Origin of the sequence: Verticiella sediminum (genome assembly GCF_007558815.1) — a bacterium.
In the GTDB taxonomy this organism is placed as follows: Bacteria; Pseudomonadota; Gammaproteobacteria; order Burkholderiales; family Burkholderiaceae_B; genus Verticiella; species Verticiella sediminum.
This window is the reverse complement of sequence record NZ_VLTJ01000004.1, coordinates 102,333-121,716: the sequence shown is the minus strand read 5'-3', so window position 1 is coordinate 121,716 and position 19,384 is coordinate 102,333. Positions and strand designations below refer to the sequence as shown.

Here is a 19,384-nt window from a genome sequence, read left to right as displayed (position 1 = left end):
ATGTCTTCGTTTCTTGCCATCGAACGCCGCGACAACAGCGTCGTCGTCCTCACCCTGAACCGGCCCGAGACGCGCAACGCGCTGTCGGGCGAAGATGCGATCAACGAGATCGTCGATACGCTGCACACGCTCGGCCATGATGAAACCACGCGGGCCATCGTGCTCACCGGCGCCGGCAGTGCCTTTTGCGCGGGCGGCGACCTCGCTTCGCTGCAGGCACTGTCGGAGACGCCCGGCATGAAGGTGCGCAGCCGCTATCGCGGCGGCATCCAGCGCATCCCACTGGCCTTCGAGCGGCTGGACGTACCGGTGATCGCCGCGGTCAACGGCCCCGCCGTGGGTGCGGGCTGCGACCTCGCCTGCATGTGCGACATCCGCATCGCTTCCACCCAGGCGCGCTTTGCCGAGAGCTTCATCCGCCTGGGCATCATCCCGGGCGACGGCGGCGCCTGGTTCCTGCCGCGCGCCATTGCGCTCTCGCACGCCTACCAGATGGCCCTCACCGGCGAGACCATCGACGCCGAGCAGGCGCTGCGCTGGGGTCTGGTAAGCGAAGTGGTGGAACCCGACCAGTTGCTCGCCCGCGCCCTGCGGCTGGCCGACCTCATGGCGGCCAACCCGCTGCATGCCCTGCGCCTGACCAAGCGCCTGATCCGCGAGGGCCAGCACGCACGCCTGGATTCGCTGCTGGAGATGTCGGCCGCCTATCAGGCGCTTGCCCACCAGACCGACGAGCACCGCGGCGCCGTCGCCGGCATGCGTGCCAAGGTGAGCGGGAGGAAGGCATGAGCGATCCCGCACGGCCGCCCGACGACGGCCCTCCGGTCCTGCTCGCCCGCAGGGACGGCGTCGCGACCCTCACCCTGAACCGCCCCGAGCGCATGAACGCCTGGAGCCCCGAGATGGAGCAGGCGGTGCGCGAGCACATGCTGGCGCTGGGCGCCGACCCGGATGTGCGCGTGATCGTGCTGAGCGCCACCGGACGCGCCTTCTGCGCCGGCGTGGACATGGCCGCGCTCAAGGCTGCCGGCGCCGGCAGCCGCGTGCCCGCGGCGCTGCCGGTGTCCGACGACGACCTGGGCCAGCGCTACAGCTACCTGCTGGGCGTGCCCAAGCCCGTCGTGTGCGGTCTGAACGGCGCCGCGGCCGGCGTGGGCCTGGTGATTTCGCTGTATTGCGACATCCGCTATGCAGCGGCCAGCGCTCGCCTGGGCGCCGTGTTCGCCAGGCGCGGCCTGATCGCCGAGCACGGCATCGCCTGGCTGCTGCCCCGCCTCGTCGGCCTGCCGCGCGCCACCGAGTGGCTGATGTCCGCCCGCTTGATGGACGCGGCAGAAGCCGAGCGCATCGGGCTCGTCGCCGGCATCCTGCCGGACCAGGATTTTCACGCCCAGTTGCAGGCGCGCGCCCGCGACCTGGCCCAGGCCGTATCGCCACGCTCGCTGGCCGTCATCAAGCGCCAGTTGGTCGACGCTACGCTGGGCCAGTCGCTGGCCGAAGCGACCACCATCGCCAATGCCGAGACCCAACGCGCTCTGGCGAGCGAGGATTTTCGCGAAGGCGTGGCGCACTTCGTCGAGAAGCGGGCGGCTCGGTTCACGGGGCGATGAGGGACGGGCGGTAGGGCCTGCGGCAGCTTCGCAGCGTCAGGCCGGCGCGGGCGCCGTGGCGGGCACGAAGGCGTCGGCGTGGAAATCGTGCGGCGCCAGGCCGAGGCCTTCGATCGCACGCCGGCGCACGGCGTCCACCATGGCCGGGGCGCCGCAGCAGTACACCTGGGCGCCGGCCAGCGCGCCCACGCGTTCGGCGAGCGCGGCATCGACGCGGCCGGCATAGGCCTGCGGATGCTCGGCCGCGGGGCCGGTCTCGAGCGCGATCACCGCCCGAAAGCCGGGCAGGGCCTTGCGCCAGCGCGCCAGCGCGTCGGGCAGGTAGATGCCGGCGGCGTCCCGCGCGCCCCAGACCAGCGTGACCGGGCGCGCAGTGCGCGCGCGCGCCAGATGATCCAGCAGCGACTTGACCGGTGCGAAACCCGTGCCGCCCGCCACGCAGACCAGGGCACGCTCGCCCTCGGCGTCCAGCGCCACACTGCCGAAGGGCAGTTCCACCTCGAGCACATCGCCCCGTTCCAGCGTCCGCAGGCGCTCGGTGAACTGCCCACCGGGGACATGCCGCACGTGCAGGGTGAGCATGTCGCTCTCGTGCGGCGGATTGGCCATGGAATACGCGCGCACCTGCCCGTCCGGCAGCGACACCTGCAGGTACTGGCCCGCCCGGAAACGCGCCCGCTGCCCGGCCGGCAGGCGCAGTTGCAATACCGAGACGTCCGGCGCGGCCTGTTGGCGGCGGAACACTTTGGCGGCGTAGCGCTTGCGCGCATCCGGGTCGACGCGGCGCCAGGATGTCGGCTCGATGGTCACGTCCGATACCGGGGTGCAGACGCAGAACAACACCTCGCCCGGCAGACAGGCTTCGTTGTTCTGCGCTGTGCCCTGCACGGCGGCCACGCTACCTTTCTCGACGCGCCCGGCGCAGCTCGCGCACACGCCCTTGCGACAGGAATACGGCAGTTCGATGCCGGCGGCCATGCCGGCCGCCAGCACGGTCTGGCCCGGCGCGCACGGGAACGCCACGTCGGTGCCGGCGATGCGGATTTGATGGGTCATGCGCGGTCTCCCGGCGGTGCGGCGGCCGGCATGCCGGCGAACAGATCGATGGTGCGCAGCAGCGCCGTCGGCTCGGCCAAGCCCTTGCCGGCGATGTCCATGGCGCTGCCGTGGCCCACGCTGGACAGCAGCACGCCCGCGCCGATCGACAGGGCGCTGGCCGCGCGCGGCGCCAGCAGCTTGACGGGGATGTGGCCCTGGTCGTGCCACATCGCCACGTAGAGATCGTGGGCGCGATCGGCGAGCAGGGTGTCGGCGCCCAGCGGGCCGTCCACGGCGATGCCCAGCGCGCGCAGGCGCTCGGCGGCCGGCACGGCGAGCGCCTCGTCCTCGCCGCCGAACAATCCGCCCTCGGAGGCGTGCGGATTGATGCCGAACAGCCCGATGCGCGGACGCACCAGGCCGAGCCCGGCACAGGCGCGCACACCGGCGCGGGCGGCCGCCACGATGCGCTCGATGCTGATGTCGTCCAGCGCCGAACGCAGGCTCTGGTGCAGGGTGACGTGCACGATGCGCAGCCCGCCGCCCACCAGCATGAGAAACACCTCGGCCTCCGGCTGGCCGCCGACCTGGGCCAGCAGCGAGGGATAGCCGCTGAACGCGATGCCGGCCCGGTGGATGGCCGTCTCGTGGTGCGGGCAGGCGATGACCGCGTCGTGCACCCCGGCCCTGCAGGCGCGGATGGCCGCGCTGGCAGCGGCCACGGTGGCTGCGCCGGCCTCGGCGTTCACCTGCCCGGGCGCCCAGGCGCCCGCGGGCAAGTCGCCGGTGGGTACCCAGGCGGCGCGCGCGAGGATGTCCTCCAGGCCGAGGGCTCGCGCCGTGCCGAGCAGCGGGCCGCTGGGGCCGTACAACGTCAGCGCGAGGTCGCTGCGTGCGTCGCAGGCCTGCAGCGCCTTCAGGGCGATCTCCGGCCCGATGCCGTTCGGATCGCCGACGGCCAGGGCCAGGCGCACGGGCGCACGGCCGGCACGCTGCGCCGTCGTCTGCATGTCCGGCGGCCTCACAAGGGCAACGCCAGCAAGGTGTCGGTGGCCGTGCTGTCGCACACCGCCACGCGCTCGGCGAGGAGAACGCGGCCCTGCTCGCGCACGTAGCGGTCATGGAACGCCCCGGTGGCGAAGAGTTCCGTCTCGCCGGTGGCCATGATGCGCGCCACCATGAAGGGCACGCGCGCCGCAGTGCGCCCTTCGTCGGACGCAGTGACGAGCGGCATGCCGAGCAGATGGCGATAGCGCTGGCGCTCGTAGATGTTGGCTACGCGCAGGGCGGCGATGCGGTCTTCCAGCATGGCCCGCGAGTCGGCGTAGACGATGCCCGCGGGCAGGCCTTCGCGTTCGTTCTCCACGTGGGTGATGCGATAGTGGCAGGCCTCGGTGAAGAAGGCCGGCCAGCTTTCCAGGTCATCGCGGTCGATCGCGTCCGCGTAGGCCGCGTTGAATGCGCAGAGGTCGATGAAGTCGATCATGGCTGCTCCCCCCGGCTCAGGCGGTCATCATCTGGCGATAGGCCTTCCAGAAGCCTCGCACCGAGGCTTCGGTCGCCCGGCCTTCGCTGGATTCGGCCTCTGCGCCGCCCATCTCGACCACGGCCTGCTCTTGGCGCGCGCCAGCGATGCCGCGCTGCACGAAGCCGCCCACGGCGCCATCCTCCATCGAGATGAAACCGGCCGGACCGATCAGGTTGGATTGCTTGAGCCGCACCTGGCGCTGCTCGGGGCTGTCGTCGACGTAGCCGAGATAGGTCCAGTTCAGCTCGGTGCGCTCGGTGCCCTTGGGCAGCACCTGGCGCACCGCGAGGCAGTTCTGGATCTGCTGCAGCACGAAGCCGGGAAACACCGACAGGATCTGCAGCGTGATGCCGTCGTCGTACTCCTCGAAGCCGGCGAGCAGGCTCGGATCCTTCAGGCGATAGCGGTCGGTGTCCGAGCGCAGGCCTTGTTCGCGATAGGAAGCATCCTTCTCGGCCTCGCGGTCGATCATCGAGAAACTGACGTGATGCCCACCGCTCTCGTCCACGATGACGCCGCCGCGCTGCGACAGGCGATTGATCTCGAAGGTCGTGAAAAAAAGGTGCAGCAGGCTGGCGTGGTAGCTGTCCTTGACGTTCTCGACGTACAGCTTCCAATTGTTGGGCAGTTTCTGCGTGAAGCGGCCGATCACTTCGACCGGCTTGTGCAGCACCCGCTCGATGCGCGTACAGATCTCGTCGCCCAGGTATTCCTCGATCGGCGGGACATCGTCGTCGAAGCTGCCGAAAACCAGGCCGCAATAGGCGGCGATGCGCAGCGGGCGGGGCCCGTGCGCCTCCTTGCAGAAGCTCGGCGGCATGCCGCCCTTGCCCTTGACGCCGTGCTCGAAGGCCACGCCGGTGAGCTCGCCCTGCCGGTTGTAGCTCCAGGCGTGATAGACGCACTGGAAACTCTCGGCCTTGCCGGACTTCTCCAGCGCGATCAGCGCGCCGCGGTGCGCACATCGGTTCTCGAAACCGTACACCTCGCCGTCGTCGTCACGCACGACCACCACCGGCGTCGTGCCGACGAACGTGGTGCGGTAGCTGCCCGGCTCGGGCAGCTCCGCGTCCAGACAGAGGTAGTTCCAGGCCGGGCCCTGGAACACGCGGCGCTGCTCCTGGGCATAGATGCCGGCGTCGTCGTAGACCGCGTAGGGCACCCGCGTCAGCGTCGCGGGATGGAATTCGATGGGATGTTCGTGCTTCACAGGTGTCGTCTCCTTGCCGGGCGGGTGCCATGTACCGTGCCGGACCGCCATGGACGGACACCTTAGGGAGGGGGGGAAACCCCGTCAATCATAATCGGACTTTCATTCGCTATGCGAACAATCAAAGTACGGTCGCCAGCATGCGGCGGGCGCTCTCCAGGTGCGGCAGCAAGGTCTCGACGATCATCTCGGTGCTCATGCGCGGCATGGCCGAGACCAGGCTCAGGGCGGCGATCACGCGCCCGTGGTGATCCTGCAGCGGCACAGCGATCGAGCGCACGCCGAGTTCGAGCTCCTCGTTGCACACGGCATAGCCGTCCACGCGCACCTGCCGGATGGTGCGCGAGAGTTCCTCCGGGTCGGTCAGCGTGCGCGGCGTGAGCTTGCGCAGGGGCACCATGCGCAAACGCCGTTCGATCTCGTCGTCCGGCAGCTCGGACAGCAGGACGCGGCCGGTGGCGGCGCTATGCGCGGGCAGGCGCGAACCCATGCCCAGCCCGTTGGAAAGACTGCGACGCGCCGTGGCACGCGCCACGAATACCGCTTCCATGCCGTCCAGCACGGCCACCGAACTCGACTCGTGGGTACGCTCGGTGGTGGCTTCCAGGATGGGCTGCACCAGCCGTCCGAGGGGATTGGATACCACGTACGCATGCCCCAGGCGCAGGGTGCGCGGGGCGAGCCGGAAATACTTGCCCTCGGCATGGACGTAGCCCAGCCGCTGCAGCGTGAGCAGCGAACGCCGCGCCGAGGCCCGCGAGTGCCCAGTGATCTCGGCCGCCTCGCTCAGGGTGAGCGCGCCGCCGCTCAAGCCGAAGGCCTCGATGACGGCCAGGCCCTTCTCCAGGCCCGCCACGTATTCCTTGTCTTCCTTGCTGCGCGTGTCGTCCATCGTGGCCCCGTTCGGTTTGCGAACATTTTATTCGAATTGTTTGCCACTCGTTCGACACCAAATTAAGGTTCGCCCGACACCACACAACGTTGAAGGGCAGGCCAGCACTGCCCGAGGAGACAGACATGCCATCGCGTTTCGCTGCGGCCGCCCTGCTGGCCGCGAGCTGTGCCCTGCCCGTCGCGACACTCGCGGCGGGCTTTCCGGACAAGCCGGTACGCATCATCGTGCCGTACCCCGCCGGCGGCACCGCCGACGTGCTGCCGCGGCTGATCGGGCAGAAGCTGGGCGACCTCTGGGGCCAGCCCGTGATCATCGACAACCGCGCCGGCGCGGGCGGCAACATCGGCGCGGATGCCGCCGCCAAGGCCGCGCCCGACGGCTACACCCTGCTCGCCACGCCGCCGGCGCCCCTGGTCATCAACCAGTACCTGTACGCCAACCTGCCCTACGACGCCGAAGCCCTCACGCCGATCACCACGCTTGCGGCCGCGCCCAACGTGCTGGCCGTGCGCAAGGACTTTCCGGCCAAGACGCCGGCCGAATTCATCGCCTATGCGCAGGCCAACCCCGGCGCCGTGTCCGTCGCGACCCAGGGTAACGGCACCACCTCGCACCTGACGGGCGCGATGTTCGGCGTAGCCATCGACACGCGATTCATGTTCGTGCCGTACCGCGGCACCTCGCCGGCGCTGGCCGACCTCATGGGCGGGCAGGTCGACGTGTTCTTCGACAACATCGGCTCCATGTACCCACAGCACAAGAGCGGCACCACGCGCATCCTGGCCGTCGCCGGCCCGGAACGCAGCCCGCTGCTGCCCGAGGTGCCCACGCTCGCCGAGAGCGGGCTCAAGGATTTCGAATCGGTGACCTGGTTCGGCCTGGTCGCGCCGCCCGGCACGCCCGACGCGATCGCCGACCAGTTGAACGCGGACATCGCGCGCGTGCTCGCCATGCCCGAGATCGCCGAGCGCTTCCGCGAGCAGGGCGTCGCGCCGGTGGGCGAACCACGCGCCGAGGCCGCCGCCTTCATGCAGCGCGAACGGGAGCGCTGGAAGGCAGTGATCGACGCCACCGACGTCGCGGTCAACTGATCCCCCGCCCCCCGGGGGACAATCCGGATGGAGCCGGGCGCGCGCGCCTGTTAGCGTGACCCCTCACAACCGAGGGGGAGACCGACATGCAAACGAATCGCCTGGCCGCGAGCATCATCCTCGCCTGGGCCGCCGCCCTGGGCCCGGCCCACGCCGCCAGCACCGGCGACCAGCCCTGCAAGAGCACGGCCGAGTGCGCCGCGCAGGCCGAGAAACTCGGCGTGAGCGCTGCCTCGCCCCGCGACGCCGCGCCGGCCAAAGCAGACGCGGCCGACGCCAGCCGCGACACCGGGCAGTTCTCGTGGATGAACCGCATCAACAAGGCATCGATCGTGATGCTCGCCGAGCAAGGCGTCCTGCCGGCCGAGCAGGCGGCCAAGATCGCCCAGGGTGTGCGCCACGCCATCGAGCAGGCCGACAAGCCCGACGGCAAACGCCCCTCCGACGTGCTGCAGGTCGAACGCATCATGATCGACGCGATCGGCCCGGAAGCCTCGCTGATCCACGCCGGCCGCAGCCGCCAGGACATGTACGCGACCTACCGCATGGCGGTGCTGCGCGCAGCGGTGCTGGCCTACGCCGACGCCATGGACGACACCCGCGAGCAACTGCTGCGCCTGGCCGGCGAGAACGTCGACACGCTGGTGCCCGCCTACACCAACGGCGTGCAGGCGATGCCGATCAGCTACGCGCACTATCTGCTCGCCTACGCGGCCTCTTTCTCGCGCGACGCGCAGCGCATCCGCGAGCTGTATGCCCGCATGAACCTGAGCGCGATGGGCACGGCGGTGCTCGCCAACTCGAGCTGGCCGCTGAACCGCGAACGCCTGGCCGAGCTGCTGGGTTTCGACGGCCTGGTCGAGAATTCGCTGGACGCCGGCCAGGTCATCACCTTCGACGTGCCGATCGAGGCCGCCGGCATCATGTCCTCGGGCGCGATCCGCCTGGGCGCGCTGCTGGGCGACATCCACACGCAATACCATCAGACCGAACCCTGGCTGCTGCTCGCCGAAGGCGCGACCTACAGCAGCAGCGCCATGCCGCAAAAGCGCAACCCGGGCCTGGTGATGCGCGCGCGCGAGGCGGCGTCGGACGTGGTCGGGCTCGCCCACACGGTCACGATCCGCGCGCACAACGTCACCACCGGCATGACCGACTACAAGTCGGCCGGCGAATCGCTGGGGCTGAACGAGTCGGCGGTGGACATGTTCAAGCGCATGGATCGGGTGCTGGAAGCCCTGGTCGTCAACAAGGAGCGCGCCCTGGCCGAGCTGGAGGCCGAGTGGACCACCTCGATGGAGCTCGCCGACACACTGCAGCGCGTGCACCAGGTGCCCTTTCGCATCGGCCACAGCTTCGCGTCGATGATCGTGTCCTATGCGCGCGAACACCACATCGCGCCCAGGGACTTCCCCTACGCCGAAGCCCAGCGCCTCTACGGCGAAGCCGCCGCCAAGTACCAATGGCCGGACGCCTCCCTGCCCCTGGACGAAGCGGCGTTCCGCGCCACGCTGTCGCCCACCGACATGGTGCGCACGCGGGTCGGCACGGGCGGGCCGCAGCCGCAGGAGGTCGAGCGCATGCTCGAGGCCGCGCGCGAGACACTGGCCCGCGACCGGCAGTGGCTGCGGGAGCGGCGTGCAGCGCTGGCCGAGGCCGATCGCCGGCTGGACGAGGCCTTCGGCGCGCTCCTGGCCAAGGCGGGCGACGCGCCGCCGGCCCAACCGGGCACCGCGCCCGCGCCGGGGGCGGCACACTGAAGGCAACGCACGGAAACCAGGTAGCTCGCCAGGTTGGCCGGGCCTGCGGACTCACCGTCCGAGTGGGTGGCAAGGGGCTGCGGGCCGTCGCGAGCAGGCCCGGTTAGCCGCCGACCCGAGCATTGCCGACCCACATCAAATTACTTATTTATATAAGCTATGCCTAAATAATTGTTTTGAGTAAGAAGCCCGTGCCGTCATCATGTGGACCATGCGACTGCAACCCATCATCGTCCCCGGCTGGAACGGTTCCGGCCCCGAACACTGGCAAAGCCGGTGGGCGGAGCAGCTCGCCCGCGCCACGCGGGTCGAGCAGCGCGACTGGGCACAGCCTGCACGTGCCGAGTGGGTCCACGCGCTGACCGTCGCCATCGACGAGGCCACCCGCCCGCCGCTGCTGGTGGCGCACAGTCTGGGCTGCATCACGGTCGCCCACCTGCCCCTGCCGGTGCGGCAGAAGGTCGCGGGCGCCTTGCTGGTGGCGCCGGCCGACGTCGAGCGCGAGAACGCGCCGCCCGCGCTGGCCGATTTCGCACCGATCCCGCGCACCGCGTTTCCTTTTCCGACCATCGTGGTGGCGAGCACCGACGATCCGTATTGCCCCCTGGCCCGCGCCGAAGCGATGGCGCGCGACTGGGGCGCGGATTTCGTCACCCTCGCCAACGCCGGCCACATCAACACGGCTTCCGGCCTGGGCGATTGGGCCTACGGCAAGCGGCTGCTCGCCACGCTGCGCCGGCGTTGCAGTTGGCGGGTGCCGGTGCCGGTGCACCGCGTGGCCGCGATGCCCGCCATACATTGATCGCACGACCCTCCCAACCTAATACGCTACAACCAAAGGACGTTCATCTCATGTGGAAGAAACTGCTGGCCTCGGCCGCCGCGACCGCCGTGCTTTTCGCAGCCCCGGGTGCGCACGCGCAGAGTAAGGAGCTGCTGAACTCGTCGTATGACATCGCGCGCGAGCTGTTCGGCGCGGTCAATCCCAAGTTCCAGGAGTACTGGAAGAAGGAGAAGGGCGAGGACGTCACGATCACGCAGTCGCACGGCGGCTCCTCGCGCCAGGCGCAGGCCATCCTGCAGGGCCTGAAGGCCGACGTGGTCACCTTCAACCAGGTCACCGACGTCGACTTCCTCGCCCAGCGCAACTTCGTCGCCAAGGACTGGCAGCAGCAGTTGCCGAACAACGCGTCGCCCTACTACAGCACCATCGCGTTCATGGTGCGCGAGGGCAACCCGAAGAACATCAAGAACTGGGACGATCTGGTCCGCGACGACGTCAAGCTGATCTTCCCCAACCCCAAGACGTCGGGCAACGCGCGCTACACCTATCTGGGCGCCTGGCTGTACGCCAACGAAGCCTTCAACGGCGACGAGGCCAAGATCAAGGAATTCGTCGGCAAGCTGCTGGGCAACGTCGAGAACTTCCCCACCGGCGGCCGTGGCGCCACGGTGGCCTTCGCCCAGAACAACCAGGGCGACGTGCTGCTGACCTTCGAATCGGAAGTGCAGAACATCGTCAACGGCGATGAATTCAAGTCGCACAAGTTCGAGGCCGTGGTGCCGCCGGTCAGCGTGCTGGCCGAATTCCCGGTCGCCGTGGTGGACCGCGTCGCCAAGGAGAAGGGCACCGAAGAACTCGCCAAGGGCTACCTGGACTATCTCTACACCAGCGAAGCGCAGGAACTGCTCGCGAGCTTCTACTACCGCGTGCATGACGCCGACGTGGTCAAGGCCAACGCCGAGCGCTTTCCCGAGGTTCGCCTGCTGAAGGTCGAGGACGGCATCGGCGCCTGGGATGCGGTGCAGAAGGATCACTTCGGCTCGGGCGGCGTGCTCGACCAGCTCATGGCCCAGGGCCGCTGATCGCGGCGTCCACGGGCAGGCGCAGCGCCCGGCGCCAGGGCTGCCGGGCGGACAGCGTCCGCGGGGATGTTCTATAGTTCGGCGGGTGTCGCGTTGGCGGCACCCGCCGCTGGCGCTTGTGCCCAGGCAGCCCGACGCATGGCGCGAGCCGCGGGCCGGCCGCACGAGCGCCTGCCGATGATGCAATGAGCGGCGCGCTCGCGCGGCCTGGACGCCGCGCCCCGCGCCTTGCCGTTTGCCCGGCGGCACACTGATCCTGGGATGTCCGGCTTGGCCACACGATCCTTCTTCTTCACCCAACGCCCCACACTGCCGGGGTTCGCGCCCACCTTCGGCTTCTCCGTGCTGTACCTCAGCCTGGTGATGCTGCTGCCCCTCTCGGCGCTGTTCCTCTACACCAGCGACATGACGTGGGCGCAGTACTGGCGCGCCGTGTCCGATCCGCGCGTGCTCTCGAGCTACTGGACCACCATCGAGGGCGCGATCTACTCGACGATCGCGGCCACCGCCATCGGCCTCTTGTTCGCCTGGATCCTGACGCGCTACGACTTCCCGGGCCGCCGTCTGCTCGATGCGATCATGGACCTGCCCTTCGCGCTGCCCACCGCGGTCGCCGGGCTCACGCTGTCGGTGCTGCTCGCGCCGGGCGGCTGGGTGGGCCAGTGGTTCGACGCCGTGGGCATCCGGATCTCCTATGCCTTTCCGGGCATCGTGATCGCCATGACCTTCACCAGCCTGCCCTTCGTGGTGCGCGCGGTGCAGCCGGTGCTGAACGACCTCGGCCCGGAGTACGAAGAAGCCGCAAGCACCCTGGGCGCCACCCGCTTCCAGACCTTCCTGCGGGTGATCCTGCCGACGCTGGTGCCGGCCCTGATCGCCGGCTCGTCGCAGTCCTTCATCCGCAGCCTGGGCGAGTTCGGCGCGGTCATCATGATCGCCGGCAACATCCCCTTTCAGACCGAAGTCACCTCGCTCATGATCTTCATGCGCCTGTCGGAGTACGACTATCCGGCCGCCGCGGCGATCGCCTCGGTGGTGCTGGCGGTGTCGCTGCTGCTGTTGTTCATCCTGCAACTGGTGCAGGCGCGCTTTGCCGTGTGGCAAGGCCGAGGCTGAGGAAGAATTCGATGAAAAAACCCCAGAACTGGCAGCAATGGGCCCTGATCGGGCTGGGCCTGGTCTGCGCCACCTTCCTGCTCATCCTGCCGCTTGCGCTGATCTTCAGCCGCGCGCTGTCCGGCGGCTGGGACATGCTGGTGAGCAATCTCGCCGACGGCGACATGCAGCATGCGATCAAGCTCACGCTGCTCGCCACGCTGATCACGGTGCCGGTCAACCTGGTGTTCGGCATCTGCCTGGCCTGGTGCGTGACGCGCTACGAATTCCGCGGCCGCAAGCTCCTGATGACGCTGATCGACATCCCCTACGCCACCTCGCCGGTGGTCGCGGGCCTGTGCTATCTCACCACCTACGGGCTGGAGAGCACGATCGGCGGCTGGCTGTCGGGGTACAACGTGCAGCTCATGTTCGCCTGGCCCGGCATCGTGATGGTGACGGTGTTCGTCACCTCGCCCTACGTCGCGCGGGTGCTGATCCCGCTGATGCAGGCGCAGGGCCGCGAGGAGGAGCACGCCGCGCTCACGCTGGGCGCCAACGGCTGGCAGATCTTCCGCAAGGTGACGCTGCCGAACATCCGCTGGGCGCTCCTGTACGGCGTGATCATCACCAACGCGCGGGCGGTGGGCGAGTTCGGCGCCGTCGCCGTGGTCTCGGGAGCGATCCGCGGGCAGACCGTGACCCTGCCGCTGCTCGTCGAGCAGCTCAACGACGACTACAAGACCGTGGCGGCATTCACGGCCGCGGCCCTGCTCGCCTGCATAGCCATCCTCACGCTGCTGCTCAAGACCCTCGCGGAGTGGCAGCAGGCGCGCAAGGGCGACATGGTTGCGCACGCTGAACAGGTGGTGGTGCAGCCCGGCCGATGAAGCACCTCGCGCGGCCCGCCATGGCGGGCCTGCTGGCCGCCCTGGTGGGCTACGGCAGCACGTTCGCCCTGGTCATGCAGGGGCTGGCGGCGGTGGGCGCGGACACCGGCCAGACCGCCTCCGGCATGTTCGCGCTCTGCCTCATCGTGGGCGCCCTGGCGATCTTCGTGGCGCTGCGCCTGCGCGTGCCGGTGGGCATCGCCTGGTCGACGCCTGTGGCGGCGCTGCTGATCGGCACCGGCCAGCTCCCGGGCGGCTATCCGGTCGCCCTGGGCGCCATGCTGGTCGCTGGCCTGCTGATCGTGCTGGCCGGCCTCTTCGCCCCGCTGTCAGCGTGGATCACGCGCATCCCGCCGCCGGTCGCCAACGCCATGCTGGCGGGCATCCTGCTCAAGCTCTGCCTGGCGCCCTTCGTGGCCGTGGAGAGCGCGCCCTGGTCGGCGCTGATCCTGCTCGCGGTGTACGTGGCCATGCTGCGTCTGGCCAGGCTATTCGCGGTGCCCGCCGCCGTGCTGGCGGCGATCGTGATGCTCGCGCTCGATCCGGCCACCCGCGCCGGCATCGAGCCGGCCCTGCCCACGCTCGGCTGGATCACGCCGGTCTTCACCTGGGACGGGCTGGTCGGCCTCGCCCTGCCCCTGTTCATCGTCACCATGGCCTCGCAGAACATCCCGGGCATGGCCGTGCTGTCGGTCTACGGCTACCGGCCGGCCGCCGGGCCGCTGTTCCGCGCCACCGGGCTCGCCTCCGCGGTGGGCGCGCCGTTCGGGGCGATCACGATGTCGCTGGCGGCCATCACGGCGGCCCTGATCGCCAGCCCCGACGCCGACCCGCAGCCGGAGCGGCGCTACGTCGCGGCCGCCTGGTCCGGCGTGGGCTACATCCTGCTCGCCTTCACCGCGGCGCTGTGCGCATCGCTCATCGCCGCGGCCTCGCCGGTGCTGATCCAGGCCGCCGCGGGCCTCGCCCTGCTCGCGCCCTTCGGCAGCGCGCTCTATAACGGCCTGCGCGAGCAAGCCGATCGGCCGGCCGCGCTCTTCACGCTGCTCATCACCGCCAGCGGCATCAGCCCGCTCGGCATCGGCGCTGCTTTCTGGGGGCTGGCCGGCGGCCTCGCCGTGCACGCCGCCCTGCACCGTCGCAGCGCCTGAATCCACGGCGTTGTGCGCACGCTGCAGCGCGGCATCGCTTGGCCGGGGCTTGCGCCGGATCATAGGTTGGCCCCGGGCAACCGGGTTAAGCTCGCCGAGTGTCCAGCCCGCGGGCGTCGCGCCCGAACGCCCGAGGCCACACTGTCAGGCCGGCCCGCACGGCGGCATCGCCGCGCGAGCCCGGCACCGTCCCGGTTTCATCGGATGCCAACTCATGTCCGTATCGCGCAAGTCCCTGATCCTCGGCGCCCTCGTGGTGCTCATCGCCGCCGCCGGCTACTACGTCTGGCAGCAGTCGCACGAGAACGGCCCCGGTGAGGGATACGCGAGCGGCAACGGCCGCATCGAGGCCACCGAGATCGACGTGGCCACCAAGCTCGGCGGCCGGGTGGTCGACATCCTGGTGGACGAAGGCGCGTTCGTGAAGGCCGGCGACGTGCTCGGCCACATGCAGACCGACACCCTGCAGGCGCAGCTCGCCGAGGCGCAGGCCAACCGCCAGCAGGCGATCAACGCGGCGGCCAGCGCGCAGGCCCAGGTGGCCGTCAGGCAAAGCGAGAAGGCGGCCAGCGAAGCGCAGCTCATGCAGCGCGAAACCGAACTGGCCAATGCGCAGCAGCGCCTGCAGCGCTCCGAGAGCCTGGTGCGCTCGGGAGCGACCTCCACTCAGCAGCGCGACGACGACCGCGCCGCCATGCGCGGCGCCCAGGCGGCCATCACCGCCGCCAAGGCCCAGATCGCCGCTGCCGATGCAACCATCATGGCGGCCGAGGCCCAGGTCGTGGGCGCCCAGTCCTCGGTGAAGGCAACCGAGGCCACCATCACCCGCATCGAGGCGGACATCCGCGACAGCCAGCTCGTCGCCCCGCGCGACGGCCGCGTGCAGTACAAGATCGCCCAGCCCGGCGAAGTGCTGGGCGCGGGCGGCAAGGTGCTCAACCTGGTCGATCTCTCGGACGTCTACATGACCTTCTTCCTGCCCGAGACCGTGGCCGGCCGCGTGGCCCTGGGCTCCGAGGCGCGCATCATCCTCGACGCCGCGCCGCAGTACGTGATCCCGGCCACCATCTCCTTCGTCGCCGCGACCGCCCAGTTCACGCCCAAGACGGTCGAGACCGCCAGCGAACGGCAGAAGCTCATGTTCCGCGTGCGCGCGCAGATCGACCGCGAGCTGCTGCAGAAGTACCTCACCCAGGTCAAGACCGGCCTGCCGGGCGTGGCCTGGGTGAAGCTCGCCGGCCAGGCGGACTGGCCCGAGGAACTGCGCACCCGGCTGCCGGAGTAAGCCATGGCCGAGGACGTCGTCGTGCGCCTGGCCGGCGTGAGCCTGCGCTACGGCAAGACCCTGGCGCTGGAGCACATCGAACTGGACGTACCCGCCGGGTGCATGGTGGGCATGATCGGGCCCGACGGCGTGGGCAAGTCGAGCGTGCTGTCGCTGGTGGCCGGCGCCCGCGCGGTCCAGACTGGCCGGGTCGAGGTGCTGGGTGGGGACATGGCGAGCAAGGCGCACCGCAACGCTGTGTGCCCACGCATTGCCTACATGCCGCAGGGGTTGGGCAAGAACCTCTACCCCACCCTCTCGGTCGAGGAGAACCTGCAGTTCTTCGGCCGGCTGTTCGGCCATGACGCGGCCGAGCGCCGCCGCCGCATCGACGAACTCACGCGCAGCACCGGCATGCACGCCTTCCTGGAGCGCCCCGCAGGCAAGCTCTCGGGCGGCATGAAGCAGAAGCTGGGCCTGTGCTGCGCCCTCATCCACGACCCCGACCTGCTCATCCTGGACGAGCCCACCACCGGGGTCGATCCGCTCGCCCGCGCGCAGTTCTGGGATCTCATCAACCGCATCCGCGCCCAGCGGCCCGGCATGAGCGTGATCGTGGCCACCGCCTACATGGACGAAGCGCAGCGCTTCGACTGGCTGGTCGCGCTGGACGACGGCAAGGTGCTCGCCACCGGCACGCCCACCGAACTGCTCGAGCGCACCGGCAGCGATGGGCTGGAGGCGGCCTTCATCGCCCTGCTGCCCGAGGAGAAGAAGCGCGGCCACGCGCCGGTGCGCATCCCGCCGCTGGACGCCGGCGCGAGCGCCGACGTGGCGATCGAGGCCAGGGACCTCACCATGCGCTTCGGCGACTTCGTCGCGGTGGACCACGTGAGCTTTCGCATCCGGCGCGGCGAGATCTTCGGTTTCCTGGGCTCCAACGGCTGCGGCAAGTCGACCACCATGAAGATGCTGACCGGCCTCTTGCCGGCCAGCGAGGGCGAGGCCTGGCTGTTCGGCCAGGCGGTGGACCCGCGCGACATCGCTACGCGGCGCCGGGTGGGCTACATGTCGCAGGCCTTCTCGCTGTACGGCGAACTCACGGTCGAGCAGAACCTCGTGCTGCACGCGCGCCTGTTCCACGTCCCGGCCGGCGAAATCGATGCGCGCGTGCAGGAGATGCTCGAGCGCTTCGATCTCGGCGCGGTGCGCGACACGCTGCCCGACAACCTGCCGCTCGGCATCCGCCAGCGCCTGTCGCTGGCCGTGGCAATGGTGCATCGCCCCGAAATGCTGATCCTGGACGAGCCCACCTCGGGGGTGGACCCGGTCGCTCGCGACGGCTTCTGGCGTCTGCTGGTCGAGCTTTCACGGCGCGATCACGTCACCATCTTCATCTCGACCCATTTCATGAACGAGGCCGAGCGCTGCGACCGCATCTCGCTGATGCACGCGGGCAAGGTGCTGGTGAGCGATACCCCCGCGGCCATCGTCGAGCAGCGCAGCGCACGCGACCTGGAGGAAGCGTTCATCGCCTATCTGCAGGAGGCGAGCGGGGCCGAGCCCGCGCCGCCCGCGGGTACCGCGCCGGCCGCGCACGCCGGCGAGGCTGGCGACAAACGCCGCGCCTTCAGCCTGCAACGGCTCTACAGCTACACCTGGCGCGAAGCGCTGGAGCTGCGGCGCGACCCGGTGCGCGCCACCCTCGCCCTGGTCGGCTCGCTGATCCTGATGTTCGTGATGGGCTTCGGCATCAGCCTGGACGTCGAAGACCTCACCTATGCCGTGCTCGATCGCGACCAGACCGGGCTGAGCCAGAACTACGCGCTCAATCTGTCGGGCTCGCGCTACTTCGTCGAGCATGCGCCGATACGCGACTACGCCGAGCTCGACCAGCGCATGCGCAGCGGCGAACTGTCGCTGGCCATCGAGATCCCGCCCGGCTTCGCCCGCACGGTGGCGCGCGGCGGGCAGGCCGAGATCGGCGCCTGGATCAACGGCGCCATGCCGCAGCGCGCCGAGACCGTGCAGGGCTACGTGCAGGGCATCCACCAGCAATGGCTGCTGCAACAGGCGTCCGAGCGCCTGGGCATGCGCGTCTCGCCGGCGGTGTCGATCGAGACCCGCTACCGCTACAACCCGGACGTGCGCAGCCTGCCGGCGATGGTGCCGGCCGTGATCCCGCTGCTGCTCCTGATGCTGCCGGCGATGCTCACGGCGCTCGCCGTGGTGCGCGAAAAGGAACTGGGCTCGATCATCAACCTCTACGTCACGCCCGTGACCCGCCTGGAGTTCCTAGTCGGCAAGCAGATCCCGTACATCGTGCTCGGCATGGTGAACTTCCTGGCCATGGCGCTGCTCGCGGTGACCGTATTCGGCGTGCCGATCACCGGCAGCTTCCCGACGCTCCTGGGCGCGACGGTACTGTTCGTGGTCGGCGCGACCGGCATGGGGCTGCTCGCCTCGACCCTCACGCGCAGCCAGATCGCCGCGCTCTTCTTCACCCTGATCGGCACGCTGATCCCGGCGGTCCAGTTCGCCGGCCTGCTCAATCCGGTGTCCTCGCTGGAGGGCGCGGGCCGCGTCATCGGCGAGATCTACCCCGCCACCTACATGCTCACCATCAGCCGCGGCGTGTTCAGCAAGGCGTTGGGGCTGGGCGATCTGCACCAGGCGTTCTGGCCGCTGGCCATCGCGATCCCGGTCATCATGGGCCTGACCCTGCTGCTGCTCAAGAAGCAGGATACGTAGGAGGACACGCATGGCGACGATCACCACCGAGCGCCCGGCCAGGGCGGGCAAGCGCAGCCACCTCTGGGCCAATACCTACCGCCTCGGCGTCAAGGAACTCTGGAGCCTGTGGCGCGACCCGATGATGCTGATCCTCATCGTGTACGTGTTCACGCTGTCGGTCTACACCGCCGCCACGGCCATGCCCGAGACCCTGCACCTCGCGCCCATCGCCATCGTCGACGAGGACCAGTCGCCGCTGTCCGGACGCATCGCCTCGGCCTTCTACCCGCCCTATTTCACACCGCCCGAGACGGCCACGCTGAACGAGATCGACGCCGGGCTGGATGCCGGGCGCTACACCTTCGCGGTGGTGATCCCGCCCAACCTGCAGCGCGACGTGCTGGCCGGCCGGGCCGCCGAGATCCAGGTCAATGTGGACGCCACGCGCATGAGCCAGGCCTTCACGGGCAACGGCTACATCCAGCAGATCATCACGGCGGAGGTGAACGAGTTCGTTGCGCGCTACCGGCAGAGCGCGGCGCCGGCGGTCGAGCTGCAGTTGCGCGCGCGCTTCAACCCCACCCTGAACCAGAGCTGGTTCGGCGCGCTGATGCAGATCATCAACAACGTGACCATGCTCTCGATCATCCTCACCGGCGCGGCGCTGATCCGCGAGCGCGAGCACGGCACCATCGAGCACCTGCTCGTCATGCCGGTGACACCCACCGAGATCATGCTCGCCAAGGTCTGGTCGATGGGCCTGGTGGTGCTGGTGGCCGCCACGTTCTCGCTGATCGTGGTGGTGCGCGGCGCACTGGGCGTGCCCATCGCGGGGTCGATCCCGCTGTTCGTGGCCGGCGCGGCGCTAAACCTCTTCGCCACCACCGCGCTGGGCATCTTCCTCGCCACCATCGCGCGCAGCATGCCGCAGTTCGGCATGCTGCTGGTCCTGGTGCTGCTGCCCCTGCAGATGCTCTCGGGCGGCAGCACCCCGCGCGAGAGCATGCCCGACGTGGTGCAGAACATCATGCTGCTCGCGCCGACCACGCACTTCGTCGAACTGGGCCAGGCGATCCTGTTCCGCGGCGCGGGCTTCGACGTGGTCTGGGTGCAGTTCGTGGCCATGGCGGTGATCGGCGCGGTGTTCTTCGCCGTCTCGCTCGCACGGTTCCGCAAGACCTTGAGCCGGATGGCCTGAGGCGGGGCGCACCGGCCTGCCATGCGGGGCTCGGCAGCCAGGCGCGCCCCGGACG

Annotated in this window: 17 protein-coding genes; 12 read left to right on the top strand and 5 right to left on the bottom strand. The window is 69.7% G+C overall.

Annotation, left to right across the window (positions count from 1 at the left end; all coding sequences use genetic code 11):
- Entirely contained in the window at positions 1–789 is a 789-nt protein-coding gene (locus tag FOZ76_RS02340) for a crotonase/enoyl-CoA hydratase family protein (protein ID WP_143946518.1), read from the top strand.
- The gene (locus tag FOZ76_RS02335) at positions 786–1,610 is read left to right on the top strand and encodes an enoyl-CoA hydratase-related protein (RefSeq protein ID WP_143946517.1); all 825 of its coding nucleotides are present in this window, start codon (positions 786–788) and stop codon (positions 1,608–1,610) included. Before FOZ76_RS02340 ends, FOZ76_RS02335 begins: the two co-directional genes overlap by 4 nt.
- Positions 1,611–1,646: 36 nt before the next feature.
- Here FOZ76_RS02335 and FOZ76_RS02330 read toward each other — a convergent pair whose 3' ends face one another.
- The 5 genes from FOZ76_RS02330 to FOZ76_RS02310 form a co-directional block, all read right to left on the bottom strand.
- Complete coding sequence (locus FOZ76_RS02330) at positions 1,647–2,666, bottom strand: FAD-binding oxidoreductase (RefSeq protein WP_143946516.1); 1,020 nt, start codon at positions 2,664–2,666, stop codon at positions 1,647–1,649.
- On the bottom strand, positions 2,663–3,658 hold the full coding sequence (locus FOZ76_RS02325) for a PdxA family dehydrogenase (RefSeq protein ID WP_143946515.1): 996 nt from the start codon (positions 3,656–3,658) through the stop codon (positions 2,663–2,665). Before FOZ76_RS02325 ends, FOZ76_RS02330 begins: the two co-directional genes overlap by 4 nt.
- 11 nt (positions 3,659–3,669) lie before the next feature.
- Complete coding sequence (locus FOZ76_RS02320; protein WP_143946514.1) at positions 3,670–4,134, bottom strand: aromatic-ring-hydroxylating dioxygenase subunit beta; 465 nt, start codon at positions 4,132–4,134, stop codon at positions 3,670–3,672.
- 16 nt (positions 4,135–4,150) lie between these two features.
- A complete protein-coding gene (locus tag FOZ76_RS02315) occupies positions 4,151–5,386 on the bottom strand; it encodes an aromatic ring-hydroxylating dioxygenase subunit alpha (RefSeq protein ID WP_246129254.1) in 1,236 nt (411 codons plus the stop codon).
- 121 nt (positions 5,387–5,507) lie between these two features.
- Positions 5,508–6,278 (bottom strand): IclR family transcriptional regulator domain-containing protein, encoded by a 771-nt coding sequence (locus FOZ76_RS02310; RefSeq protein ID WP_143946512.1) that lies wholly within the window; start codon positions 6,276–6,278, stop codon positions 5,508–5,510.
- Positions 6,279–6,403: 125 nt separating this feature from the next.
- Between FOZ76_RS02310 and FOZ76_RS02305 the strand changes: the two genes are divergently transcribed.
- The 10 genes from FOZ76_RS02305 (at position 6,404) to FOZ76_RS02260 (ending at position 19,329) form a co-directional block, all read left to right on the top strand.
- Positions 6,404–7,372, top strand: coding sequence for a Bug family tripartite tricarboxylate transporter substrate binding protein (locus FOZ76_RS02305; protein WP_143946511.1), 969 nt, complete (start codon positions 6,404–6,406; stop codon positions 7,370–7,372).
- An 86-nt stretch (positions 7,373–7,458) separates the two neighbouring features.
- Positions 7,459–9,132: an argininosuccinate lyase gene (locus tag FOZ76_RS02300; protein WP_143946510.1), complete on the top strand. Its 1,674-nt coding sequence runs from the start codon at positions 7,459–7,461 to the stop codon at positions 9,130–9,132.
- Between the two features lie 211 nt (positions 9,133–9,343).
- Positions 9,344–9,934, top strand: coding sequence for an RBBP9/YdeN family alpha/beta hydrolase (locus tag FOZ76_RS02295; RefSeq protein WP_143946509.1), 591 nt, complete (start codon positions 9,344–9,346; stop codon positions 9,932–9,934).
- 50 nt (positions 9,935–9,984) lie between these two features.
- The gene (gene cysP / locus FOZ76_RS02290; RefSeq protein ID WP_143946508.1) at positions 9,985–10,998 is read left to right on the top strand and encodes a thiosulfate ABC transporter substrate-binding protein CysP; all 1,014 of its coding nucleotides are present in this window, start codon (positions 9,985–9,987) and stop codon (positions 10,996–10,998) included.
- 261 nt (positions 10,999–11,259) lie between these two features.
- Complete coding sequence (gene cysT / locus FOZ76_RS02285; RefSeq protein WP_211365948.1) at positions 11,260–12,114, top strand: sulfate ABC transporter permease subunit CysT; 855 nt, start codon at positions 11,260–11,262, stop codon at positions 12,112–12,114.
- Positions 12,115–12,125: 11 nt separating this feature from the next.
- Positions 12,126–12,983, top strand: coding sequence for a sulfate ABC transporter permease subunit CysW (cysW, locus tag FOZ76_RS02280; RefSeq protein ID WP_143946506.1), 858 nt, complete (start codon positions 12,126–12,128; stop codon positions 12,981–12,983).
- Positions 12,980–14,134, top strand: coding sequence for a benzoate/H(+) symporter BenE family transporter (locus FOZ76_RS02275; protein WP_143946505.1), 1,155 nt, complete (start codon positions 12,980–12,982; stop codon positions 14,132–14,134). The genes cysW and FOZ76_RS02275 overlap by 4 nt, the downstream gene beginning before the upstream one ends.
- A gap of 214 nt (positions 14,135–14,348) precedes the next feature.
- Positions 14,349–15,419: an HlyD family secretion protein gene (locus tag FOZ76_RS02270; RefSeq protein ID WP_143946504.1), complete on the top strand. Its 1,071-nt coding sequence runs from the start codon at positions 14,349–14,351 to the stop codon at positions 15,417–15,419.
- Positions 15,420–15,422: 3 nt separating this feature from the next.
- Positions 15,423–18,149 carry a ribosome-associated ATPase/putative transporter RbbA gene (gene rbbA, locus FOZ76_RS02265; protein ID WP_143946503.1) on the top strand — a complete coding sequence of 909 codons (2,727 nt, stop codon included), beginning with the start codon at positions 15,423–15,425 and terminating at the stop codon, positions 18,147–18,149.
- A 10-nt stretch (positions 18,150–18,159) separates the two neighbouring features.
- Positions 18,160–19,329: an ABC transporter permease gene (locus FOZ76_RS02260; RefSeq protein WP_143946502.1), complete on the top strand. Its 1,170-nt coding sequence runs from the start codon at positions 18,160–18,162 to the stop codon at positions 19,327–19,329.
- Positions 19,330–19,384 lie beyond the last annotated feature (55 nt).